The organism is Cobetia sp. 3AK (assembly GCF_029846335.1).
Classification (GTDB): Bacteria; Pseudomonadota; Gammaproteobacteria; order Pseudomonadales; family Halomonadaceae; genus Cobetia; species Cobetia marina.
In genome coordinates, this window is the sequence record NZ_JARWKR010000011.1 from 84,285 (window position 1) to 106,229 (window position 21,945).

The window sequence follows — 21,945 nt, forward strand, 5'->3', positions numbered from 1 at the left end:
CCTTAGCTCATCCAGTTGCCACCGTCGACATTGAGTGTCTGGGCGACGACGAAATCACTGTCTTCACAGGCCAGGAATACCGCAGCGCCGGCGTGGTCATCCGGCAGCCCCATGCGCCCATAGGGCACGGCCTCCCCGACCAACCGCTTCTTCTCTCCCAGCGGGCGCTGTTCGTGATGGGCAAACAGCGCATCGACCTGATCCCACATCGGCGTATCCACCACGCCCGGCGCGATGCCATTGACATTGATGCCATGGCGGATGAGATCAAGCCCGCAGGACTGGGTGAGACTGATCACCGCCGCCTTGGAGGCGCAATAGGCGCTGACCAGCGCCTCACCCCGCCGCCCTGCCTGCGAGGCCATGTTGATGATCTTGCCGCCCTGCCCGCGCTCGACCATCGTCCTGGCCACCGCCTGCAGGGTGAAGAACAGCCCTTCGACATTGACCGCCAGCTGGTGGCGCAACATGCCTTCGCTGACCTCAAGCACCGGCGCCATGGCGAAGACGGCCGCATTGTTGACCAGAATGTCGATCGGGCCCAGCTGGGCCTGCACGCACTCCAGCATGCTCTGACGCGAGACGCTGGAGGTCACGTCCAGCGTCACCGCCAGCACCCGCGCCTGCGGCCCGGCCTGTGCACGCAGTCGCTTCGCGGCACGCTCGGCCGCCTCGCCATTGATGTCTGCCAATGCCACATAGGCACCTTCCGCGACATACCGGGTGGCGATGGCCAGACCGATGCCTCCCGCACCGCCCGTGACCACGGCCACCTTGCCCTTGAGCCTTGCACTGCGGGACACCGGCGACGTCACGGAGTCACTGTCAGTACGTCCTGAGGTCATGTGCATGTGTCACCCCCCTGACGGTGCTCATGTGGCGCTCAGGTCACTGGCCTGTCCAGCATGCAGCTGGCGAATCAGACCGTTGACCTCTTCCATGGTCGCACAGCTCTGCCAAGCACCCGCCTCCTGCTGACGCTGCGCATGCCCCGGCGGAATATGTCCGGCACCGGTAAAGCCGATCACGCGCAGGCCGGCCGCGACCGCCGCGCTGACACCGGCCAGGCTGTCCTCGACCACCACGCATTCCTCGACATCACGCCCCAGCTGACGCAGTGCCAACTGATAGACATCCGGCGCAGGTTTCGGCCGTGCGACCTGCTCGGCCGTGAACAGCGGCACCTTTCCCAACCAGCGATCCAGACCCGTGGCGGCCAGCGAGGCACGCACTCGTCGCTCGGCGCTGTTGGAGACGATCGCCACCGCCAGACCCCGGGTCATCAGCTCGCCCAGCAGTTCCGCCATGCCCTGGATGGGCGCAAGCTCACTGGCCAGACGCGACTCGATGGCGTGATCGATGCGCTCCATCGCCTGCGGCGGCAGCGTGTGTGCGCTCATGGCCTCCAGATGCCCCAGAATGGCATCAGTGGTCATGCCCAGCGCCGCACGCAGCTCCGCCTCGGTATCCAGGTCCGGCAGCCATTCCCCCAACTGACGTGACAGCACCTCCTCCGCCAGTATCTCGCTGTCCACCAGCACGCCATCACAATCGAAGATCACCTGCTGCAAGGGTGTACTCATGTCGGCCTCCTCCTCGGGCTTCCCGTTCATGCGCGGGCTGCCTGTGCGGCACCGGCACTGGACAGTGAATTGTCCTGGCGCGTCAGGCTGGTCAGCGGGTGACGGTTGAGATTCTGCAATGCCAGGCCCGCGGCGGTGAACAGGTGCGCACGCTCGGTCTCGAAGCCGTAGCGGATGCGGTCTCCCACACGGCTGTCGACGTCGCCATCCGCCATCAGAATCCAGCCGCTGTCGGACTGCTCGTCAGACTTGAGGCCGCCGATCGGCGCATCGCCGGAGCCGTCCGGGGTCGCCAGATAGAGCGACGTCACCCCACCCAGACGCTCGATGACCTGAATCTGACCCGTGAACGGGCCATTCTCGTCGAGCACCAGATGCTCCGGCCGCACGCCCAGCGTCAGGGTATCGCCGACACACACCGAGGCACCGTCTTCCGTCTGACTCACGACCGGAATCAGGTGCTCACTGCCATCCGGCAGACGCACCGTGACCCCTTCGACCGCCACGGAGGTAACGGTGAGGTCGAGGAAGTTCATCTTCGGTGAGCCGATGAAACCGGCCACGAAGCGATTGCGCGGGTGATGGTAGAGCTCCATCGGCGAGCCGACCTGCTCGACCACACCGCCCTGCAGCACGACGATCTTGTCAGCCATGGTCATGGCCTCGACCTGATCGTGGGTCACGTAGATCATGGTCGCCTTGAGCTCGGCATGCAGGCGCGCCAGTTCGATGCGCATCTGCACGCGCAGCGCGGCGTCCAGGTTGGAGAGCGGCTCATCGAACAGGAAGATGCTCGGGTTGCGCACGATGGCACGCCCGATGGCGACACGCTGACGCTGTCCACCGGACAGTGCCTTGGGCTTGCGATCCAGCAGCGGACCCAGTTGCAGCACCTCGGCGGCCGCGTTGACCTTCTCGGCACGCTCTTCCTTGGAGACGCCGGCGAGCTTGAGGCTGAAGCCCATGTTCTCGCCCACCGTCATGTGCGGGTAGAGCGCATAGCTCTGGAAGACCATCGCCAGGCCGCGCTCGGCCGGGCCGACATCGTTCATGCGATTGCCGTCGATCAGGATGTCACCGGACGTCGCGTTCTCGAGACCGGCGATCATGCGCATCAGCGTGGACTTGCCGCAGCCGGACGGGCCGACGAAGACCACGAATTCCTGGTCCTTCACTTCCAGATCGACCCCCTTGATGACCTGGGTCGTCGTGGCGCTGGCGCCACTGCCGGAGGTGAATTCCTTGACGATGTTCTTGAGCGTGAGTGTGGACATGGGAAGTTTCCTTATCCGCACCTGCCCTCGGGCAGGTGATGGCAAAATTTGGGTGGCATGGCATCAAGGCGACATGCGTATGGCGCGCCGTTACTTGACGGCACCGAAGGTCAGGCCGCGAACCATCTGCTTCTGGGTCATCCAGCCGAAGATCAGGATCGGCGCGATGGCGAGCGTGGAAGCCGCGGAGAGCTTGGCCCAGAACAACCCTTCAGGACTGGAGAAGGAGGCGATGTAGGCGGTCAGCGGTGCGGCGTTGGAGGTGGTCAGATTCAGGCTCCAGAACGCCTCGTTCCAGCTCAGGATCACGCACAGCAGGCCGGTGGAGGCGATGCCCGGCAGGGTCAGCGGCAGCAGCAGATGGAAGATCTCCTGCAGCGTGCTGGCGCCGTCCATGCGTCCGGCCTCCAGGATGTCCTTGGGAATGTCCTTGAAGAAGGTGTAGAGCATCCAGACCACGATCGGCAGGTTCATCAGCATGTAGATGATGATCAGGCCGGTACGGCTATCCAGCAGCCCCAGATCGCGGAAGATCAGGTAGACCGGCAGCAGCACGCCCACGGACGGCAGCATCTTGGTGGAGAGCATCCACAGCAGCGTGCCCTGGGTGCGCTTGGTGGGCAGGAAGGCCATCGAGTAGGCGGACGGAATCGCGATCAGCAACGCCAGCAGCGTGGCACCCAGCGAGATCACCACGCTGTTGAGGGCATACTTGAAGTAGTCCGCACGCGCCTGGATCTCGATATAGCCCTCGATGCTGGGCGTGAAGAACAGGCTCGGCGGCGTGGCGATCGCCTCGGCCTCGGTCTTGAAGCTGGTGAGGATCATCCAGAAGATCGGGAAGAACATCACCAGCGCGATGGTCCAGGCCACCAGGGTCAGGACAAGTTTCTTGTTGATCACGCTGCGGCGCGCACGACTGGCGCTCACTGCTGCGCTGGCGGCGGCCACGGAATTGGAAGTTGAAGTCGACATCATTGAGTCTCCCTGTGCTGAGCGCTTGTCATCAGTTCTCGAGATTCTTGGCGACGGTACGCACCAGGAAGAAGGCCACGATATTGGCCAGGATGATGGCGATCACGCCACCGGCGGAGGCACCCCCTACATCGAAGTCCAGCAGGGCGCGGATGTAGATCAGGTACGCCAGGTTGGTCGAGGCCAGCCCCGGACCACCGGAGGTGGTGACGAAGATCTCGGCGAAGATGGTCAGCAGGAAGATCATCTCGATCATCACCACCACGCTGATGGCACGCTTCAAGTGCGGCAAGGTGATGTAGAAGAAGATCGCCACCGGCCCTGCCCCGTCCATGCGTGCCGCCTCGACCTGGTCGTCATCCAGTGACTGGATGGCGGTCAGCAGGATCAACACCGCGAACGGCAGCCACTGCCAGGTGACGATGATCACGATGGAGGTCAGCGGCAGGCTGGCGAACCAGTCGATGGCCGGCAGACCGAACAGCCCGGCGACCCAGGCCAGAATGCCGTTGACCGGGTGCATCATCATGTTCTTCCACACCAGCGCACTCACGGTGGGCATGATGAAGAACGGCGCGATCACGAACAGACGCGCGACGCCACGCCCGAAGAATTCCTGCTGCAGCAATACCGCCAGCAGCGTACCGCCGACCACGGTGGCCACCAGCACCCAGCCCACCAGCAGCAGGGTATTGCCCATGGCCGTCCACAGGGACGGGTCGGTCAGCAGATAGTAATAGTTGTCGACGCCGGCAAAACCGGACACCGACGGCATCATCAGGTTGTAACGCTGGAAGGAGAACCACAGGGTCATGACCAGTGGTACCAGCATCCACATCAACAACAGGCTTACGGCTGGGGCTTGCAGCGACAGGGTTCGCAATCCCCCGACGGTGCGTCCGGATGCTCTCGTGCGCATGGTGAGTCCTTCGATACGGTGAGGAAGTCCGGCAATGCGGTGGGCTTCAGGCCGAGGCTCGCCGTGCCACGCCGCGAGGGCGTTGCAGGAGTCTCGAGAGGAAGAGGTTGCCGCGGGTGCCGGACGGGCTCCCGCCGTGCTTCGAGTCAATTCGTGTTGAGGCTCAAGGCAAGGCGGGAGGCCGTTGGAACATTCAGGTCAGATCAGACCAGATCCTTTGAGATCACAGCTGTTGAGATCACAGCCGTTGAGATCAGATCAATAGCCCGACTGGCGCATGGTGCGCTCGGTGGAACGCTGGGCGGAGGACAGCGCCTGCTCGACCGACATCTGGCCCGCCAGCGCCGCGGCGATCATCTGACCCACCTGGGTACCGATGGACTGGAATTCCGGGATGGTCACCATCTGCACGCCGACATACGGCACCGGCTCAAGCGTCGGATCGGTCGGGTCGGCACTGGTGATGGCGTCCATCACGAAGCCGGCGAAGGGGGCGGCGTCCTTGTAGGACTGATTCTCGTAGGTGGAGACACGGGTGCCCGGCGGAATGCTGGCCCAGCCTTCACGCTCGCCGACCAGATTCACGTATTCCTGGGATGTGGCCCAGGTGATGAAGGTCTGGGCGGCATCCTTGGACTTGGAAGACTCAGGAATGGCCAGTGCCCAGGACCACAGCCAATGCGAGCCCTTCTCCGTCTTGGCGATCGGCGCCGGCGCGAAGCCCAGCTTGTCAGCCACGGAAGATTCCTTCGGGTTGTAGAGTTTGCCGGCTGCGGAGGTGGCATCGACCCACATGCCGCACTTGCCGCTGGAGAACAGCGCCAGGTTCTCGTTGAAGCCGTTGGAGGTCGCCCCCGGCGGGCCGTACTTGCCCATCATGTCGACGTAGAAGTTGATGGCCTCGCTCCAGGCCGGCGAGTCCAGCTGCGGCTCCCACTCCTCATTGAACCAGCGGCCACCGAAGCTGTTGACCATCGTGCCCAGCACCGCCATGTTCTCGCCCCAGCCCGGCTTGCCACGCAGGCAGATCCCGTAGACACCTTCATCCGCGGAGTTGAGCTTGGCGGCCCAGTCGTTGACCTGTGTCCAGGTCGGCTGCTCCGGCATCTCGATACCGGCCTTCTCGAAGAGGTCCTTGCGGTAGTAGAGCATGGAGCTCTCGCCATAGAACGGCAGCGCGTAGAGGCCCTGGTTCTCGCCTTCGGTCAGGCTCAGACCATCACGCACCGGCTTGATCAGGTCATCGACCTGATAGTCGTCCGGCAGATTGTCGAGCTTGGTCAGCCAGCCGTGCTTGGCCCAGATAGGTACTTCATAGGTACCGATGGTCATGACATCGAACTGGCCACCCTGGGTCGCGACATCGGTGGTCAGGCGCTGACGCAGCACGTTCTCTTCCAGCACCACCCAGTCGAGAGTGATATCCGGATGCGCCTTCTCGAATTCGCTGGTCAGGCTCTGCATGACCACCATGTCGGCGTTGTTGACGGTCGCCACGGTGATGGTCTCGGCACTCACCTGTGCGCTGAGCGGCGCAATGGCGGCGACGCTGGCGAGCGTGAGCAGATGACGGCGGGGCTTGGTGATGTGAGGTAGGCGCATGAGGGCACTCCATCGGGCGTTATTGGCATTGTTCTTTTCGAGGGTAGCGGCACCTGAGGCACCGATACCTTCCCATCTACCGGTCTGGTGCTCGAATGTCCTGGCGAGACATCTCGGCACAAATACGTTCGATCAAAACGTCATTCAGTGAACAAATGATCGGATCAGACCTTTGAAAAAGCAAACTCTGAAGCGCTATACCTTGGGCTATACCACCTTGGGATCTGATCCTTTGGGTGTAGACCGATAGCCGGCATGACCTCTGAGCTTGCGACCCGATCAGCCTATACAGATATTAGCGTTAAACGAAACAACGCAGCCCTTGATCGAGGCGGAATTCGCCGCCATTGAGTCGAACAATCCTGCCGGAATGTCTGACAAGAGATGGCAGGTTTCGCAGCAAAAGCCGTGGGCCAGACGAAGGAAGGAGAGAAAGAGAAAAGAAGGTGAGAAATAAGAGGGAGAAAAAGAACAGAAATGGCGGCGCGATGTTGTGTGCATCCCCCAGGCATCGCGCCAGCAAGACAACGCCAGACACTGCCCCCGCCCTGCTCCCGACGACTCGCTCGACGCCTTGTACGGCGTCTATTCACGAGAGCCTGTCATCGGGAGCCTGTCGTCGAGCGCAAGCCGTCAGCAGAACGCCATCAGAATGCCCCCATCACTCTGAAGCCATTCGAAGGCAGCCGTCCCCTGCTCAGTCCTTGAGTACCGCGCAGACCCGCTGGGCGGCCACCTCATCGATGATCAGCCCCTGCAGCCAGCCACCGCGCAATGCACTCAGAATGGCCGGCACCTTGTCGTGCCCGCCCGCCAGCCCGATCAGCGGCTGTGCCTTGAGCGAGGTCAGCGGCACGCTGGTGATGCGCTGCGCCAGCGGGCAATCGATCAGCTGTCCATTCATGTCCAGCGGCCAGCCCATCAACTCGCCCACGGCACCGACTTCCATCAACTCATCGCGCTCGGCGGCGCTGATGAACTGATCTTGGAACAAGGTCGCCTGGGCATCGAGTCGCCCGATGCCGATCATCCCCACATCGGCCTCGCAGGCGACGCTGAACACCGCCTTGACCAGACTCTGACTGAGCAGTGACTCCTTCTCCTCGACACTGGCCGCCACCACCGGCGCGGGCAGCAGAAAGCGGTCCGCGCCGATCTTGTCCGCCAGCAGCATCACGCCGTCATAGCGGTTCGAGGAGCCATTCAGTGCGACATTGCCGACCAGCGACACGATACGGTGCTGGGGCCGCTCACTGCGGCTCAGGGCTTCCACCGCCGCACGCACCGCGCGTCCGGTACTCAACGAGATGGTCTGTGGCTGCTGTCGACCGAGATAGAACGACAAGCGCTCGGCACCGGCCACCGCGAGATACTCCGCAATGCTTTCCGGCGACTGGGTGTCCGAGGGCACCACATCGCAGAAGCTCAGACCGAATCGCTCCACCAGCGCATCCGACAGCGCCATGCTGCTGGCCACGGGGTGATCGATGGAGATCTTGACCAGGCGTTCCTGACGCGCCAGCGACAGCAGGCGCTGTATTCCCGGGCGAGAGACCCCAAGCTGGGTGGCAATCTCATCCTGGGTTCGCCCTCCCACATAGGACAACCATGCGGCACGCGCAGCCTGCTCCAGTCTCAGCTCAAACTTGTCCATGCGCTTTCTTCCACACTGTCTATTGAGTCCAACACTTTCCACGCCGCTGCCGCCGAGCACAAGAGCCACGGACCAACACGGTCACGAAACGGCGACGCCCCGCCGGTGAAGGCGAGGCGTCGAAGGTGTGTTTTCTCGAGCAGATGGCATCACGTCACTGACATCGGGGTCGTTGCCTCACGGGCTACATGAACCAGCGTGCGCCGTACCCCCACAGCAGCACGGTCACCGCCAGCAGTCCTTCCAGCACCAGCACCCCGATCCCGAGCGTGGAGCCGGTGACCAGAAAGCCTTCCTTGTTGGAGATGTCCAGCAGTGGCGGGATGCCCAGATACAGCAGATAGGCGCTGTAACACAGGCCGATGGTACCGGCGAGAATGCACAGCCAGATGATGGGATACAGCGCCACCAGACCTGCCAGGAACATCGGCGTGGCCACATAGCCTGCGAAGATGATACAGCGACGACGACTGGGATGACCCGAGAAGCGTTGCGACAGCAGGTGTATGACGGTGCCCATGAAGGCGATCGCCGTCAGGATGGCGATGTAGAAGGCGATACCGGCATAGAAGGCATCGAGGGGTTCCAGCAGGATGGCGTGGCCTTCCGTCAGGCTCCAGCCGACCTGGGTGGTACCGATGTAAGCGCAGATGACAGGCACCAGCGCCATGAGCAGCACATGATGTGCGTAGAGGTGGGTGATGGATTCGTGTTCCTTGCGGATGGTCTGCCATTCCCGTTGCGGATGTGCCATCAAGCCCCATACGTGGGTCAGCATGTGGTCTACCTCCCGTTGACAGTCGTCGACAATCCGGTCATGCGGTCCCGGCGCGGAATTCGTGTCAGGGCAGTTGCACGGCCTTGTTCTGAGCGTAGACCACATTGCGTCAACTGGCAGTTCAACGCCCGTTGCGCCGCCCTGAACCCTGCGTTGGTGCAGGGGAAAGGAGAGCGGCGGCTTGCGTTGACCGAAACACCAACGGCAAGGGAGGCGCGAATGAGAGATACTGGATGTATCAGACACAACGGATGGATGACGACACATGCCAACTGGACAGCGCTCAAGCATGAAGAGAGTGCTCGGAGTGATCCTTGCCCTGGGTCTGGCGCCAATGGGCGCGGACGCCCGGGCTGACTCGGTCGAGCTGACCATGAGCCGGGAGTATGGCCCCCAGACCATGATGGGGCAGCGTGCCCAGGCATTCGTCGAGAAGGTGGCCTCGCTCAGCGAGGGAGAACTGGTGATCCATTTCGGTGAAGGCCCGCTGACTCGCCTGCGGTCAGTGAATCATCTTGAAGCCATCAACGCCGATATCATTCAACTGGCGGACTCCCACAGCGGCGCCCTCGCCACCAGCATGCCGCTGTTCAGCATCAGCTCACTGCCCACGCTGGTCGACAATCCGCGCCAGGCCCGAGAGCTCTATCGCCTGGCTCGCCCGAGTTACGAGGCACTGCTGGCGCGCCATGATCAGATTCTGCTCTACGCCCTGCCCTGGCCTCCCAGCGGACTCTGGTCGCGCAAGCCGATCGCCGAGCGCCAGGACCTCCAGGGGCTGACCGTGCGTGCCTATGACCGCAATACCCAGCGCGTGCTGCTGAACCTCGGCGCCATCGCCAGCGTGCTGAGCTGGGAGCCGATGCAACAGCAACTGGCCGAAGGCCGCATCGAGGCCGTGATGACCTCGGCATTGGGCGGTCTGACAGCCGGGCTCAACCGCACGCTGGATCACTACACCGCCCTGCAATACGCCATGCCGCTCAATATCGTGCACATGAGCCAGGCGAGATTCGAGGCCCTCGACCCCCCCCAGCGCGAGGCGCTGCTCACCGCCGCGGCAGAGATTGAAGATACCAGCTGGGACGCCATCGCCGGCATCCTGGAAGAGACGCACGCCCAGCTTGAACACGTGGGCGTGACTGTCCGCAATCCCCTCACGCCTGATCTCAAGCAGTCACTTTCCCGCGCCAGCATCAGCGTGATCGAAAGCTGGCGCAGCAAGGTAGGCCCGAAGGAAAACGAATTGCTGGATCACTATCTTGACGTGCGCTCCACGCTCTAGCGCCGCCACGCTCTCCAGTCCGCCCAGGTGTCTCGCGACACCCGGGCATGAAGCGCGAGCCATTCGGTCTGGCGGATCAGCCCCGAGCCGAGGGCCGTGGGAGCGCCCTCGAGTGTCCCGATGCCGGACACCCGGAATGACAACAACGAGAAAGGCCCCCTCCATGACGCCATCCTCTCCTCTGCGCCGATTCCGTTCGCTCATGGCGCTCACCGCGCTGTTGACGACCCCCCTTGCCCAGGCCCAGACGACGCTCAGCATGAGCAGCGACTACGAGCCCGATACCCTGATGGGCCAACGCGCGGCAGAATTCAGCCAGGAAGTCACCAGGCAGTCCGATGGTGATCTGGCCCTGACGCTGCGCTCGGACATTCGCTCGGCCAGTCACCTGCAGGCCACTTCCGCCGGCGTCATCGACATTGCCGCGACGCTGAGCGGTGCCCTCGCCGAGGAGATTCCCTTCTTCGGCATCTCGTCGTTGCCGGCCATCGCCTATAACCTCAAGGAAGCGAACCGTCTCTATCAGCTCGCCAAGCCCCGCTATCGCGAGCTGCTCGAGGACCACCACCAGATACTGCTGTTCGCGCTGCCATGGCCCCCAAGCGGCCTGTGGAGCACTCGGCCCATCGCCGATGGTGATGACCTCAAGGACATGCCGATTCGCACCTATGACCGCAACACACAGCGTATCCTGCTCAATCTGGGGGCCGACCCGCGTGTCATGAGCTGGGGGGAACTCAAGCCCCTGCTCGAAGCCGGCAGCATCCACGGCGCCCTCACCTCCGCCATGGGGGGTGTCAGCGCGGAGCTCTACCGGTACATGCCCAATTTCACGACGCTCAACTACGCCATGCCGCTCAATATCGTTCACATGAATCGTGACAGCTTCGATCGTCTCGACAAGCGCCAGCAGACGGCACTGCTCGCTGCCGCGAAGGCAACGGAAGAAAACGCCTGGGCATCTGCTGAAGCCGTGCTCGCCGAGGCCTATACCACCTTGCAAGCCAATGGCGCACGCCTGATCACCCCTGCACCGCCGGCACTCCACCGTGACCTGGAAGCCGCCAGCCAGCATGTCTTCGATAGCTGGAAGCAGAAGGTGTCACGCCAGGACGGCAACCTGCTCGAAGAGTATCTGGAATCACGCCCTGAACGCTGAGCCTTAAAGCACTGATGATCGACAGGCTCCAGACACGACAACGGCACCCGAGGGTGCCGTTGTCGTCTTCGTGCGCTTCATTTCTTGTGCGATGGCAGCCAACGCTCGGCTCACCGATGCGACGCCGCCAGTCCCGCGCCGGCCACGACGAACAGACTGCCCGTGGTGCGATTGAACAGCCGCACGCGCCGGTGGCTATCAAACCAGCGACTGATGCTGGAACCCGCATGGGCGTAGGTGCTCATCGTCAGCAGGTCCACCACCAGCCAGGTCAGCGCCAGCACCACGAACTGGGGCAGCTGCGGCTGGGCCATGTCGATGAAGTTGGGGAACAGCGCGCCGAAGAACAGCAGGTCCTTCGGGTTGCTGATCCCGATACCGAAGCCCTTGCGGCACAGTTGCCAACGCGTGGCTCTGGCGCGGGTCTGCCCGTCTTCCCCCACGGCATCGAACACCACCGGCTGGGATGGCGCCCGCCAGGCCTGAATGCCCAGATAGATGAGATAGAGCGCCCCGACGATCTTCAGCACCAGAAACCCCGTCTCCGACGCCGCCAAGGCCGCGCCGAGGCCCAGCGACGACAAGGCCATCAACACCAGTGACGCCGCCGCTCCGCCCGCCACCGTTGCGAACGAGCGGCGTCGACCGTGGCGCAGGCCATGATCCATGCACAGCAACGCAAACGGTCCGGGAAACGTGATCAAGGCGGTGATGACGCTGACATATGCCAACCAGACGGTGAGTTCCACTGGGGTTCCTTGTCGTTCAACGAATGACGAACTGCTGAGGGGTGACCTGCCAATATCGCGGCTCTCCGCCGCGTCAGCAACAATTTTCGCTTCGATCGGCTCGGTAAGACAGTCACGTGGCACTTCATCGAGCAGGCTGCTGCTGCCCCCGTTTTCCATCCCCACGCATCCCATCGAATTCCATGCACACGCGTGCCGCATGGAATCCCAAACACAAAAAAGCCTCCCATTCGGGAGGCTTTTTGAAGAATCTGGAGCGGGTGAAGGGAATCGAACCCTCGTCTTAAGCTTGGGAAGCTTCTGCTCTACCATTGAGCTACACCCGCAGGGCGGTGCATTGCGCACGCCAGAACTGCATTGTACTCAACGACTTAGCACGGTCAAGCAACATCTGATGGAGCGCTTGCCGCAGGCGGCGTCATGCTGGCGATGTTGGTGGCCAAGCCGTTGATTACATTCAGTATTCAAGCCCCAGTGATAATTGCGTCACGCCACGCAGCTGTCGAGTTGCGCCAGCAGCACATCACGGCGGGTGTCACTCATGCCGAGGCCTTCGGCGCGCTGCGGGAAGGCGGCATCGATGGCATTGCGACACAGGGTGATCCACTGCGCTTCGCTGAGATCCAGCGCCTGCTGCACGGCGATGAAGTTGTCGAGCATGCCACCGCCGAAATAGGCCGGGTCATCCGAGTTGAGGGTGATATTGAGCCCGGCCTCGATCAGCTTGGGCAGCGGGTGGTCGTCCATGCGCTCCACCACCTTGAGCGCGACATTGGAGAGCGGGCACACCGTCAGCGGGATACGCCGCTCGGCGAGTTCCGCGACCAGCGCCGGGTCTTCCAGGCAGCGCACGCCGTGGTCGATACGCTCCACCCCCAGCACCTCAAGCGCGGTGCGAATGTACGCAGCCGGCCCCTCTTCGCCGGCGTGAGCGACACGGTGCCAGCCGCGCTCCCCCGCCAGCTGGAAGACCTCGGTGAACTTCTCCGGCGGGTTGCCGATCTCGGCGCTGTCCAGCCCGACCCCCACGAAGCGTGACTCGAAGGGAATCAGCGCCTCGAACAGTTCGCGTGCAGATTCCGCGGAGTGGCAACGCAGGAAACTCGGCACCAGTGCCGAGGTGATATCGAATTCCTTCACTGCCTCACGACAGGCGCGCTCCAGCCCCGCGAACTGGGTGGCCAGGCTCACGCCACGTGACAGATGCGCCTGGGGGTCGAAGAACAGCTCCAGATGCTTGACGCCATCGGCACTCGCGCGGCGGAAATAGTCCTGCGCCAGTCGGTAGAAATGCGACTCGTCATTCAGCACGCCCATGCCCTGATAGTAGAGCGCGAGGAAAGCGGGAAGATCCGCGAAGTCATAGGCCGCCTCGACTTCCTCCAGAGTGGCATAGGGCAAGGCGATGCCCTGCTCCGCCGCCAGCTCGAACATCAGCGCAGGGGTCAGCGAGCCCTCGATATGCAGGTGCAGCTCCACCTTGGGCAGGCGGGCGAGAAAGTCATGCATGCGCGGGGTAAGGGTCATGGCCCGTCTCCTCAATGAAAGGCGGCGGCTGGGAGATCGCGAAACGTTCATCACAGCCTGATGGCGCAATTCTAGCAATCCCGGGACCACCTTGAGGAGAGAGGCTTGGGGAAATGCCGATTCCTGCCAGGACGCCTCAGCCCTGCGCCTTTCCGCTGCGCGCCGAAATAGGCTATTTTCGTTCATTCGTACTCTCGCAATGACTCACCATGCCAGAACCCGCGAGTACGCAAGCCAGCCGCAGAAGACACGCCGCCCTGGCTGACATAACCATAACGATCGACGCTGAACACCCAAGGACACCCTGCCATGTACGCCACCTTGCCTGCCCGCCGCACCTTGCTGCGCCGCCTGCATTCTCGCCTTGCTGCGCCTCATCGTGTCGGCGCCCTGCCCGCTGCCCTGCTGCTGAGTCTTGGCCTGATGACACCATTGAGCGCCTCCGCCGAGGAAAGCGCGGCCGATGACGTTGCCCCCAGGGGCAAGACTGAATGTATCGCCCCCGCCAGGCCCGGTGGCGGCTGGGACTTCACCTGTCGTAGCGTGGCACGCCTTCTCGATGAGCAGAATCTGATTCCCGCCGGCATGCAGACACTGAATGTGCCCGGTGCCAGCGGGGGTGTTGCCTTCGCGCACGTGAAGTCAAAACGCCATGACGATGAGCAGGTCATCGTGGCAGCCTCCAGCGCCACCACCACTCGCCTGGGGCAGCACGCCTATCAGGACGGCAAGGTGGACGACGTGCGCTGGCTGGTGACGCTGGGCGCGGATTACGGCGTGATCGCGGTGGCCGCGGATTCCCCCTACCAGACCCTCGGCGACCTGATGAGCGCCATGCAGGCAGACCCCAAATCAATCCGCTTTGCCGGGGGAGATGTCGCGGGCGGCTTTGACCACCTCAAGGTACTGATGGCCGCGCGCGAGGCGGGAATCGAGAATCTGCGCGCCCTGCCCTATCTGGCCTATGACTCCGGCTCCGTGGCCATCACCCAGGTCATGGGCGGCCACCTGGAAGCCTTCACCGGCGACATGACCGAGGCCCGCGGCTTCGTCGAATCCGGCCATCTGCGCCTGCTGGCCGTGTTCAGCGAAGAGCGCCTGCCCGGCCAATACGGCGACATTCCCACCGCACGCGAACAGGGCATCGACGTGGTGGCCCCCAACTGGCGGGGCTTCTATCTGCCGGGTGGCGTCTCCGATGCCGCCTTTGCCTGGTGGGAGCAGACCCTCAACCGCATGGCGGATACGCCCGAGTGGCAACAGGTGATGCAGGACAACGGCCTGATGCCCTTCCACAAGTCCGGCAAGCCGCTGGAGACCTTCATCACCCGCCAGGTCAGCGATGTGGAGCAACTGTCGCGTGAGCTGGGCCTGCTGTGACGGCCTGTCGTCGCAGATAAGCGTGAGACGCGCCCCTCACTGAGCGGACCTCAGGGCGTGGACGGCGGCCACTGGGCCTTGAGCGCGTCGTGAGACGTAGATGTCTGCCACGCCGGCTCGTCTGATCCCCCCGCTGCGGCGGAGTCTGTCCTATCTGACTTCGCGGCGGCGGGGGGGTTTCTGCCGTCTCTCTGATCAGCAGCACCCTGAACGTCCACTGGCGTCTCATTGGCCGCAAAGGCCTCATCGAGAGCCTCTTCCAGCGCCTCCTCGAAGGTTTCCTCCAGTTCATGTTCGAAGGCCTCTTCCTGTGCGGCCGCCTCAGCTGCCGCCAGCGCTTCCTGCTCGTCCTCGGCATGTTCATGCGCCCACTCCACCGCCACTTCCACCGCCATCGGTGACGCCGTCGGCAGGATATTCAGATAGCTGTCGGTGTCCTCCAGCGGCACTCTCGCCTTCTGGGTGACCTGATAGAGCGCATACAGCGAGATGGCCACGAAGGTGACGGCCAGCACCAGCCAGAAGGCATGGGGGTCGAGCATCTCCATCGCGCCCCCTGCCGCCAGCGGCCCGAGGATGGCACCGAGTCCGAAGGAAAAGACCAGCCCGCCCGAGGCGCCCGGCATCTCCTCGGCAGACAGCGAGTCATTGGTGAAGGCCAGCAGCAGGGCATACAGCGGCGTGGTCACCCCACCGGCGAGGAACGCGGCGGCGATCAACGGCCACAGGGCATCTCCCGCCATCCAGCCCAGTGCGCAGGACGCTGCACCGGCGGCGGCCAGAATTCCGATCAGCACTCGGCGATCCATGCGGTCCGACAACCAGCCGATGGGGGTCTGCAGAACCAGTGCGCCGGCGAACAGCGTGGCGATGAACAGCGCGATCTGAGCCCCCGAGAGGCCGATCTGGGTGCCGAATACCGCGCCCATCCCCGACTGGGTGGCGTAGACGCTACCGAGCAGAAAGATGCCGATGGCCCCCAGCGGCGAGGCCCGGAACAGCTGACCGAATGACATGGCCCGCGAGACTTCCACCACGGGCGCCACGACCGCCGACAACAGGATGGGGCCGAAGGAGACCGACACGAGAATGGAGGCGCAGATGAACAGCACGGAAGTCGCGGCATCTCCCAGCGTCAGCAGACCCTGGGCCCCGATGATGCCCAGGGTCTGCGCCATCATGTAGGCCGAGAGCACCTTGCCACGGGTCTCGTTGCTGGCCGCCGCGTTCAGCCAGCTTTCCGCCGTCACATAGATGCCGGACATGCAGAAGCCGATCAACATGCGCAGCAGGGTCCAGGCCCAGGGCTCGGTGAGCAGTGGCAAGGCGATCAGTGCCGCCGAGATGAAACTGCCCAGCGCGGCGAACACCCGCACATGTCCGACCCGCTGGATCAGCACCGGGGTATAACGTGCCCCGGAGAGAAACCCCACGAAGTAGCCCGAGGTGACGATCGCCAGCTCCGCCGAGGAGAAGCCCTCGATGGCGCCACGCAGGCCGATCAGCGTGAAGTGCATGCCGTTGCCGAGCATGATCAGCACGATCCCCAGCAACAACGCCCACACTCCCCCCAGTACCTTGACCATGACGCCTCCTGTTCCTTGCCCCTCGCTCGTCGTCAGGCGATGGCGGGCTTCGGCTACACGCTAGCCCTCGCCAGCCGGCACTGCAGTTGCTGCAACGCCGCATGAGGTCTCATTCACGACATGCCATGCCGTCATGACCGATAGCAGGACAACGTCGAAGTCCCTTCGATGCACCGTCCTGGTGCAGTGAGGCGTCTTTCGACCAAGGTCGGTGCGACGAATGGTGATCTTGCGAGGCAGGGCCGAGGGGACTAATTTCACCATACAGAATAAAGTTCTGCCTTACAGAACTGTAAGGTTGCTGACAGGAAACCGGGAGACGAAGCCCGCCACTGTCCTGCCAGCGCAAAGAGTGCATACCAATAACAAGCTCAACGACATCAGAGGTCGCCATGACACGCCATCTGTCTCTCAAACTCCTGACCGCCGCGGTGGTCACCGCCATGTCCGCCCAGGCCCTCGCCTTCGAGCCCAAGGGCAAGGTCGACTGCATCGCACCGGCAGACCCGGGCGGCGGCTGGGATTTCACCTGCCGCAGCGTCGGCAAGCTGCTGTCTGATCTCGAATACGTGCCAGGCAACGTCCAGACCATCAACATGGCCGGTGCCGGTGGTGGCGTCGCCTTCGCCCATACCGTCTCCAAGCGCGCCGGTGATGAGCAGCTGCTGGTGGCCGCGTCCACCGCGACCACCACGCGTCTGGCCCAGGGTCAGTTCCCGGGCATGAATCAGGATCAGGTCAACTGGATCGGCGCACTGGGCGCGGATTACGGCGCCATCGCCGTCTCCAAGGACTCGCCCTACAACACCTTGAGCGAGGTGATGGAGGCGCTGAAGAAAGACCCGAAATCCGTCAAGTTCGCCGGCGGCAGTGCGGCAGGCGGCTGGGATCACCTCAAGGTGCTGATCGCCGCCCAGGCAGCCGGTGTCGAGAACCTGCCCAAGGTCTCCTACCTGTCCTACAACAACGGTGGTGAGGCGATTACCCAGGTCGTCGGTGGCCACGTGCAGGCCTTCACCGGTGACATCTCCGAGATCCAGGGCTTCATGGAGTCCGGTGATCTGAAGGTACTGGCCGTGCTCTCCGAAGAGCGCCTGCCGGGCAAGCTGGCTGACGTCCCCACCGCACGCGAGCAGGGGATCGATGCCGTCGCGCCCAACTGGCGTGGCTTCTACATGCCGGCCGACATCAGCGATGACGCCGAGCAGTACTGGACCACGACATTGGACAACGTCTACACCAGCGATGAATGGAAGGACGTGATGACCAAGAGCGGCCTGATGCCGTTCCACAAATCGGGTGCCGAGTTTGATGCCTTCGTGAAGGCGCAGATCAAGGACATCCAGACGCTCTCCAAGGACATTGGGCTGATTCGCTGATGAATGACCGCATCTTTGGTCTGCTGATGCTCACCCTGGCCGTCGCGTACGGCTGGGGTGCCCAGCAGTTCCCCGAACCCTTCGGTGGGGCCGAGTCCATCGGTCCTGAAACCTTCCCTACCGTGCTGTCCATCGTGCTGGGCCTGAGCAGTCTGTACCTGATCCTGCGGCCTGACCCTGACCAGCACTGGCCGTGGAGCCGCACCGGCGCCGAGATGGTGCTGGCGATCGTGATCCTGTGCCTCTACACCGCGCTGCTGGAGCCGCTGGGCTTCATCGTCACGACCACCGCTGCGGTCGGCACCCTGTGCTGGCGCATGGGGGCCACGCCGCTCAAGGCCTATGCCACGGGGCTGGTCGGCGGCATCGTCGTCTTCGCCCTGTTCAACTTCGTGCTTGAGCTACCACTGCCGCTGGGCATTCTGGAGGTGGCGTAATGGAAAGTCTTGGCTTCTTGATGCAGGGCTTCGGCATCGCCCTGCAGCCAGAAAATCTGATGTTTGCCGTGCTGGGTGCCTTCCTCGGTACCTTGATCGGCGCCCTGCCGGGTCTGGGCCCGGCCAATGGCGTGGCCATCCTGATTCCGCTGGCCTTCACCCTGGGCCTGAGCCCGGAGACGTCGCTGATCCTGCTGACCTCGGTCTACGCCGGTGCCATGTACGGCGGACGCATCTCCTCGATCCTGCTCAACATCCCGGGCGATGAGCCGGCGATGATGACCTGTCTCGACGGCTATCCGATGGCCCAGAAGGGCAAGGCCGCCGAAGCGATGGCCATCTCGGCGATCGCCTCCTTCATCGGCAGCCTGATCGCCACCATCGGCCTGATCGTGATGGCACCGTGGCTGGCCAGCTTCGCGCTGACCTTCGGCCCGGCGGAGTACTTCGCGCTGTTCGTGCTGGCCTTCGCCACCCTGGGTGGCATCACCGGCAAGAACCCGGTCAAGACCCTGATGGCGGCGGCCATCGGCCTGATGATCGCCACCGTCGGCATCGATGCCTCCACCGGCACCCAGCGCTACACCTACGACATTCTCGAGCTGTATGAAGGCATCGACTTCATCATCGCCATCGTCGGTCTGTTCGCCATCTCGGAACTGCTGTTCTTCATCGAGCAGCACGCCGGGGAAGGCAAGGCGATGATCGCGATGAACAAGATGACCCTGAAGCTCAAGGACATCGTGGCCATCCTGCCGACCGCCTTCCGTGGCGGGGTGCTGGGCTTCATTTCCGGCGTGTTGCCGGGCGCCGGGGCCTCGCTGGGCAGCTTCATCAGCTACACCCTGGAAAAGAAGATCATCGGCAAGAAAGGTCACTTCGGTGAAGGGGACCCGCGTGGGGTCGCCGCGCCGGAAGCCGGCAACAACGGGGCGGCCTCCGGTGCCCTGGTGCCGATGCTGACACTGGGCGTACCCGGTTCCGGTACCACTGCGGTACTGCTGGCGATGCTGATCTCGCTCAACATCACCCCGGGACCGCTGATGTTCTCCCAGCACGGTGACATCGTGTGGGGCGTGATCGCGGCACTGCTGATCGGCAACGTCATCCTGCTGTTGATGAACATTCCGATGGTCGGCATCTTCGTCAAGCTGCTGTCCGTGCCGCCCAAGTACCTGCTGCCGGTGGTGACGATGGTCGCCTTCGTCGGCATCTACTCCATCAGCCACTCCGCCTTCGACCTGTACTTCATGGTCGCCTTCGGGGTCGCCGGCTACTTCCTGCGCAAGCTGGACATCCCGCTGGTACCGGTCATCCTGGGCATGCTGCTGGGCCCGGAAATGGAGAAGAACCTGCGTCACGCCATGCAGCTGTCCGACGGCGACTGGACCATCCTGATCGGCAGCCCGCTGGCCGTGACCCTGTGGTGCATCGCCATCGCCGGCCTGCTGCTGCCGGTGATCGTCGGCCCCATCCTGCGTCGCCGCATGGGGGCCGCCAAGGCCGCCACCGACGCCTGAGGCAAGCGCTTACTGCAAAGGGAAGACGGCCAACCACACGACGCCCCCGCCGGTTACCCGGCGGGGGCGTCGTGTCATTCAGCCCTCCTCTTCACCTGGCGCTCTGCTGCCACTCCTGCATCAGCTGCCGTGCCTGGCCGGGCGTCAAGCGAGCCGATGGGCCGCTGAGCATGATGACTTCCGCCGGGGCCAAGCCCTCATCGTGATGTGGGGCGACGCTCACGGCCAGGGCTGCCACCGTCAGCCCCGCAGCCTCACCGACCTCGATCTCGCCACTGTCGATGCAGTGATGCAGCAAGGCGGATAGCGCCTCCTCGATCCATTCCCCCTCCTCCAGCTGATGGCGCAGCGGCGCCTCACTGACGCGAACATAGCGACAGATCGCCTGCCGGGGGCGGGTCAGCCCCTCGACGGGACGCGCCTGCGCAGCCGGGCCATGCTCGACCAGCAGCAGGCTGGCCGTCTCACCACTGGCCGCATGCAGGCGTGCCAGCCAGCCACGCTGCAGGGTCTCGCGGGCATCGAGTCCGGGCGCCAGCTCGGCGAAGCGCCCCAGCGCCGCGCCGATGGCATAGATTCCATGGCTGTCACGCGTCACGTAGCCGAAATGCTCGAGCGAGCCCATCAGACGCAGAATCGTGCTCTTGTAGAAACCGCTGGCCTGGGCCAGCTCGTTGAGCGTCAGACGAGGCGTCTCGGGGGTGAAGGCTTCCAGCAGGGTCAAGGCACGCTCGACCGCTTCCACGCGTTGATTGGCCATGATTCGGCATTCCCCTTGGATGGACGGGTCACTCATGACCCTGCGGATGTCGCGAGAATCATGCCATATCGTTCTGTCAGACAGAACATCACCCGACACGCCGGACTGACGATGGCGCCGGACAGGCGTGGTAGAATGCCCCATCATTCCCTCGGCTCTGCCCGCACAAGGTTCGCTCATGACCATCTTCATCATTACCTTCGTGGTCTGCCTGATCGTCAGCGTCGGCACTGTCGCTCTGCTCATGATGTCGCGCACGCCGCGATTTCGTACCGATTTCAGTGATATCGCCCGCGTGCTGGATCAGGCGGTCAGCGGCGAGATCAACGAGAACGAGTGGCATAGCGTGATCGGCTACCCGATTCGTCATGATGAATATCTGGAAAGCCTGCGCCGCCGCTGTCAGGGCATCTTCGACAAGCACGCCAGACCCTGGCAACTGGCGCAGGGCGGCGCGCTGTTCTCCCGCGAGGGCCGTGAGGAACTCAACGTCCTGCTGGGACACCTGCGCGCCCGCACGGGCGTGGCGGAGACCCGCGCCTGATGGTCAACAGCGAGATGCGCCTGATCCCGCTTTCCAACCTGCGGGAGCACCATGATCACAGCTACCACCAGCTGGTGATCGGGCTGGATGGGCTGGCCGAATTCGAGATCGAGGGCCAGGGCGGCGAGATTCGCCCCCTGACCGGCTGTATCGTGCCGGCAGACCACGTGCACTATTACGCGGGCATCGGCGAGAATCGCCAGTTGATTCTGGACCTGCCGGATGACGCGCCCTATCTGACCGGTCAGCATCGTGACCTGAAGCGTCTGTTCGAGCGCCCGCGCTTCTTCACGCTGGATACCCGGCTGCGCGGCTATCTGGAATTCATGCTCGCCGAGGTCAATGACTACCAGCAGGCCCCCGGCGACCTGCTGGCTGCCACCTTCCTCGCCTGTCTCAACTCGCGTATCGCCGAGCCGATGAGCGCCCTGAACGGCACCGGCCGCCAGCTGGATCTGGTCGCTCTGAACCGCTTCATCGATGCCAACCTGCATCGCCGACTGAGCGTGGCGGATCTGGCACGTCAGTCCCACCTGTCCGAACAGCATTTCAGTGAGCGCTTTCGCGTGTTGACGGGGCTTTCGCCCTATCAGTACCTGCTGCGCCGCCGCCTGGACGAAGCGCGCCATCTGCTGGACAGCAGCGACCTCTCCCTGTCGCAGATTGCCGAGCGCTGCGGCTTCGCGAATCAGAGCGCACTCTCGCACGCCTTCCGCAAGCACCTCGGTTTCCCGCCTTCCGCACTGCGCAAGTCCTGAACGCCCCGCACCCAGCGCCTCCCGATCGCAAGCTCTGACCACAAGCGCTGAGCGCCAGCGCTGAACAAAAGCCCTG

Annotated in this window: 20 protein-coding genes and 1 tRNA gene; 8 read left to right on the forward strand and 13 right to left on the reverse strand. The window is 63.5% G+C overall.

All coding sequences use genetic code 11. The features are described 5' to 3' along the window. Positions 1–2: 2 nt before the first annotated feature. From QD228_RS14800 to QD228_RS14835, 8 genes are all read right to left on the reverse strand, one after another. Positions 3–845, reverse strand: coding sequence for an L-iditol 2-dehydrogenase (locus QD228_RS14800; protein WP_279875981.1), 843 nt, complete (start codon positions 843–845; stop codon positions 3–5). Between the two features lie 27 nt (positions 846–872). Then, positions 873–1,583, reverse strand: a complete 711-nt coding sequence (locus QD228_RS14805; protein ID WP_240499560.1) for an HAD family phosphatase — start codon at positions 1,581–1,583, stop codon at positions 873–875. A 26-nt stretch (positions 1,584–1,609) separates the two neighbouring features. After that, positions 1,610–2,857 (reverse strand): sn-glycerol-3-phosphate ABC transporter ATP-binding protein UgpC, encoded by a 1,248-nt coding sequence (gene ugpC, locus QD228_RS14810; RefSeq protein ID WP_077372662.1) that lies wholly within the window; start codon positions 2,855–2,857, stop codon positions 1,610–1,612. A gap of 90 nt (positions 2,858–2,947) precedes the next feature. Continuing rightward, on the reverse strand, positions 2,948–3,835 hold the full coding sequence (locus tag QD228_RS14815; protein ID WP_205632704.1) for a carbohydrate ABC transporter permease: 888 nt from the start codon (positions 3,833–3,835) through the stop codon (positions 2,948–2,950). 28 nt (positions 3,836–3,863) lie between these two features. Further along, positions 3,864–4,751, reverse strand: a complete 888-nt coding sequence (locus QD228_RS14820; protein ID WP_043334545.1) for a sugar ABC transporter permease — start codon at positions 4,749–4,751, stop codon at positions 3,864–3,866. Positions 4,752–5,009: 258 nt separating this feature from the next. Next, positions 5,010–6,353: a sugar ABC transporter substrate-binding protein gene (locus QD228_RS14825; RefSeq protein ID WP_077372660.1), complete on the reverse strand. Its 1,344-nt coding sequence runs from the start codon at positions 6,351–6,353 to the stop codon at positions 5,010–5,012. Between the two features lie 697 nt (positions 6,354–7,050). Continuing rightward, complete coding sequence (locus tag QD228_RS14830) at positions 7,051–8,007, reverse strand: sugar-binding transcriptional regulator (protein WP_176493030.1); 957 nt, start codon at positions 8,005–8,007, stop codon at positions 7,051–7,053. A 184-nt stretch (positions 8,008–8,191) separates the two neighbouring features. Next, positions 8,192–8,785: a Yip1 family protein gene (locus tag QD228_RS14835; RefSeq protein ID WP_077372653.1), complete on the reverse strand. Its 594-nt coding sequence runs from the start codon at positions 8,783–8,785 to the stop codon at positions 8,192–8,194. 289 nt (positions 8,786–9,074) lie between these two features. Between QD228_RS14835 and dctP the strand changes: the two genes are divergently transcribed. Next, a complete protein-coding gene (dctP, locus tag QD228_RS14840) occupies positions 9,075–10,070 on the forward strand; it encodes a TRAP transporter substrate-binding protein DctP (RefSeq protein WP_279875973.1) in 996 nt (331 codons plus the stop codon). 163 nt (positions 10,071–10,233) lie between these two features. Next, a complete protein-coding gene (locus tag QD228_RS14845) occupies positions 10,234–11,229 on the forward strand; it encodes a TRAP transporter substrate-binding protein (protein ID WP_170877354.1) in 996 nt (331 codons plus the stop codon). Between the two features lie 110 nt (positions 11,230–11,339). Here QD228_RS14845 and QD228_RS14850 read toward each other — a convergent pair whose 3' ends face one another. From QD228_RS14850 to QD228_RS14860, 3 genes are all read right to left on the reverse strand, one after another. Continuing rightward, positions 11,340–11,978, reverse strand: coding sequence for a LysE family transporter (locus tag QD228_RS14850; RefSeq protein WP_279875974.1), 639 nt, complete (start codon positions 11,976–11,978; stop codon positions 11,340–11,342). Positions 11,979–12,230: 252 nt separating this feature from the next. Beyond that, positions 12,231–12,304, reverse strand: a tRNA-Gly gene (locus QD228_RS14855). A gap of 160 nt (positions 12,305–12,464) precedes the next feature. Then, positions 12,465–13,505 (reverse strand): adenosine deaminase, encoded by a 1,041-nt coding sequence (locus QD228_RS14860; RefSeq protein ID WP_347882137.1) that lies wholly within the window; start codon positions 13,503–13,505, stop codon positions 12,465–12,467. A 309-nt stretch (positions 13,506–13,814) separates the two neighbouring features. On the opposite strand from QD228_RS14860, the gene QD228_RS14865 reads away from it, so the two are divergent. Continuing rightward, positions 13,815–14,885, forward strand: coding sequence for a tripartite tricarboxylate transporter substrate-binding protein (locus tag QD228_RS14865; RefSeq protein WP_279875975.1), 1,071 nt, complete (start codon positions 13,815–13,817; stop codon positions 14,883–14,885). 50 nt (positions 14,886–14,935) lie between these two features. Here QD228_RS14865 and QD228_RS14870 read toward each other — a convergent pair whose 3' ends face one another. Further along, positions 14,936–16,471, reverse strand: coding sequence for an MFS transporter (locus tag QD228_RS14870; protein WP_279875976.1), 1,536 nt, complete (start codon positions 16,469–16,471; stop codon positions 14,936–14,938). Positions 16,472–16,863: 392 nt separating this feature from the next. On the opposite strand from QD228_RS14870, the gene QD228_RS14875 reads away from it, so the two are divergent. Genes QD228_RS14875 through QD228_RS14885 form a run of 3 tightly spaced genes read left to right on the forward strand, consistent with a single transcriptional unit; the run spans position 16,864 to position 19,807 of the window. Further along, positions 16,864–17,850, forward strand: a complete 987-nt coding sequence (locus QD228_RS14875) for a tripartite tricarboxylate transporter substrate-binding protein (protein WP_084209024.1) — start codon at positions 16,864–16,866, stop codon at positions 17,848–17,850. Next, complete coding sequence (locus QD228_RS14880) at positions 17,850–18,287, forward strand: tripartite tricarboxylate transporter TctB family protein (protein WP_077372626.1); 438 nt, start codon at positions 17,850–17,852, stop codon at positions 18,285–18,287. Before QD228_RS14875 ends, QD228_RS14880 begins: the two co-directional genes overlap by 1 nt. Then, complete coding sequence (locus tag QD228_RS14885) at positions 18,287–19,807, forward strand: tripartite tricarboxylate transporter permease (protein ID WP_077372623.1); 1,521 nt, start codon at positions 18,287–18,289, stop codon at positions 19,805–19,807. Before QD228_RS14880 ends, QD228_RS14885 begins: the two co-directional genes overlap by 1 nt. A gap of 91 nt (positions 19,808–19,898) precedes the next feature. Here QD228_RS14885 and QD228_RS14890 read toward each other — a convergent pair whose 3' ends face one another. Then, positions 19,899–20,567: a helix-turn-helix domain-containing protein gene (locus QD228_RS14890; protein ID WP_176493023.1), complete on the reverse strand. Its 669-nt coding sequence runs from the start codon at positions 20,565–20,567 to the stop codon at positions 19,899–19,901. Between the two features lie 178 nt (positions 20,568–20,745). Between QD228_RS14890 and QD228_RS14895 the strand changes: the two genes are divergently transcribed. Both QD228_RS14895 and QD228_RS14900 read left to right on the forward strand, forming a co-directional pair. Beyond that, positions 20,746–21,111: a hypothetical protein gene (locus tag QD228_RS14895; protein ID WP_077372617.1), complete on the forward strand. Its 366-nt coding sequence runs from the start codon at positions 20,746–20,748 to the stop codon at positions 21,109–21,111. Next, positions 21,111–21,869 (forward strand): AraC family transcriptional regulator, encoded by a 759-nt coding sequence (locus QD228_RS14900; protein ID WP_077372614.1) that lies wholly within the window; start codon positions 21,111–21,113, stop codon positions 21,867–21,869. The genes QD228_RS14895 and QD228_RS14900 overlap by 1 nt, the downstream gene beginning before the upstream one ends. The last annotated feature ends 76 nt before the right edge of the window (positions 21,870–21,945 follow it).

Coding starts and splice junctions, on each gene's coding strand:
- QD228_RS14800 (WP_279875981.1), bottom strand. CDS start 845: ATGACCTCAGGACGTACTGACAGTGACTCCGTGACGTCGCCGGTGTCC.
- QD228_RS14805 (WP_240499560.1), bottom strand. CDS start 1,583: ATGAGTACACCCTTGCAGCAGGTGATCTTCGATTGTGATGGCGTGCTG.
- ugpC (WP_077372662.1), bottom strand. CDS start 2,857: ATGTCCACACTCACGCTCAAGAACATCGTCAAGGAATTCACCTCCGGC.
- QD228_RS14815 (WP_205632704.1), bottom strand. CDS start 3,835: ATGATGTCGACTTCAACTTCCAATTCCGTGGCCGCCGCCAGCGCAGCA.
- QD228_RS14820 (WP_043334545.1), bottom strand. CDS start 4,751: ATGCGCACGAGAGCATCCGGACGCACCGTCGGGGGATTGCGAACCCTG.
- QD228_RS14825 (WP_077372660.1), bottom strand. CDS start 6,353: ATGCGCCTACCTCACATCACCAAGCCCCGCCGTCATCTGCTCACGCTC.
- QD228_RS14830 (WP_176493030.1), bottom strand. CDS start 8,007: ATGGACAAGTTTGAGCTGAGACTGGAGCAGGCTGCGCGTGCCGCATGG.
- QD228_RS14835 (WP_077372653.1), bottom strand. CDS start 8,785: ATGCTGACCCACGTATGGGGCTTGATGGCACATCCGCAACGGGAATGG.
- dctP (WP_279875973.1), top strand. CDS start 9,075: ATGAAGAGAGTGCTCGGAGTGATCCTTGCCCTGGGTCTGGCGCCAATG.
- QD228_RS14845 (WP_170877354.1), top strand. CDS start 10,234: ATGACGCCATCCTCTCCTCTGCGCCGATTCCGTTCGCTCATGGCGCTC.
- QD228_RS14860 (WP_347882137.1), bottom strand. CDS start 13,505: ATGACCCTTACCCCGCGCATGCATGACTTTCTCGCCCGCCTGCCCAAG.
- QD228_RS14865 (WP_279875975.1), top strand. CDS start 13,815: ATGTACGCCACCTTGCCTGCCCGCCGCACCTTGCTGCGCCGCCTGCAT.
- QD228_RS14870 (WP_279875976.1), bottom strand. CDS start 16,471: ATGGTCAAGGTACTGGGGGGAGTGTGGGCGTTGTTGCTGGGGATCGTG.
- QD228_RS14875 (WP_084209024.1), top strand. CDS start 16,864: ATGACACGCCATCTGTCTCTCAAACTCCTGACCGCCGCGGTGGTCACC.
- QD228_RS14880 (WP_077372626.1), top strand. CDS start 17,850: ATGAATGACCGCATCTTTGGTCTGCTGATGCTCACCCTGGCCGTCGCG.
- QD228_RS14885 (WP_077372623.1), top strand. CDS start 18,287: ATGGAAAGTCTTGGCTTCTTGATGCAGGGCTTCGGCATCGCCCTGCAG.
- QD228_RS14890 (WP_176493023.1), bottom strand. CDS start 20,567: ATGGCCAATCAACGCGTGGAAGCGGTCGAGCGTGCCTTGACCCTGCTG.
- QD228_RS14895 (WP_077372617.1), top strand. CDS start 20,746: ATGACCATCTTCATCATTACCTTCGTGGTCTGCCTGATCGTCAGCGTC.
- QD228_RS14900 (WP_077372614.1), top strand. CDS start 21,111: ATGGTCAACAGCGAGATGCGCCTGATCCCGCTTTCCAACCTGCGGGAG.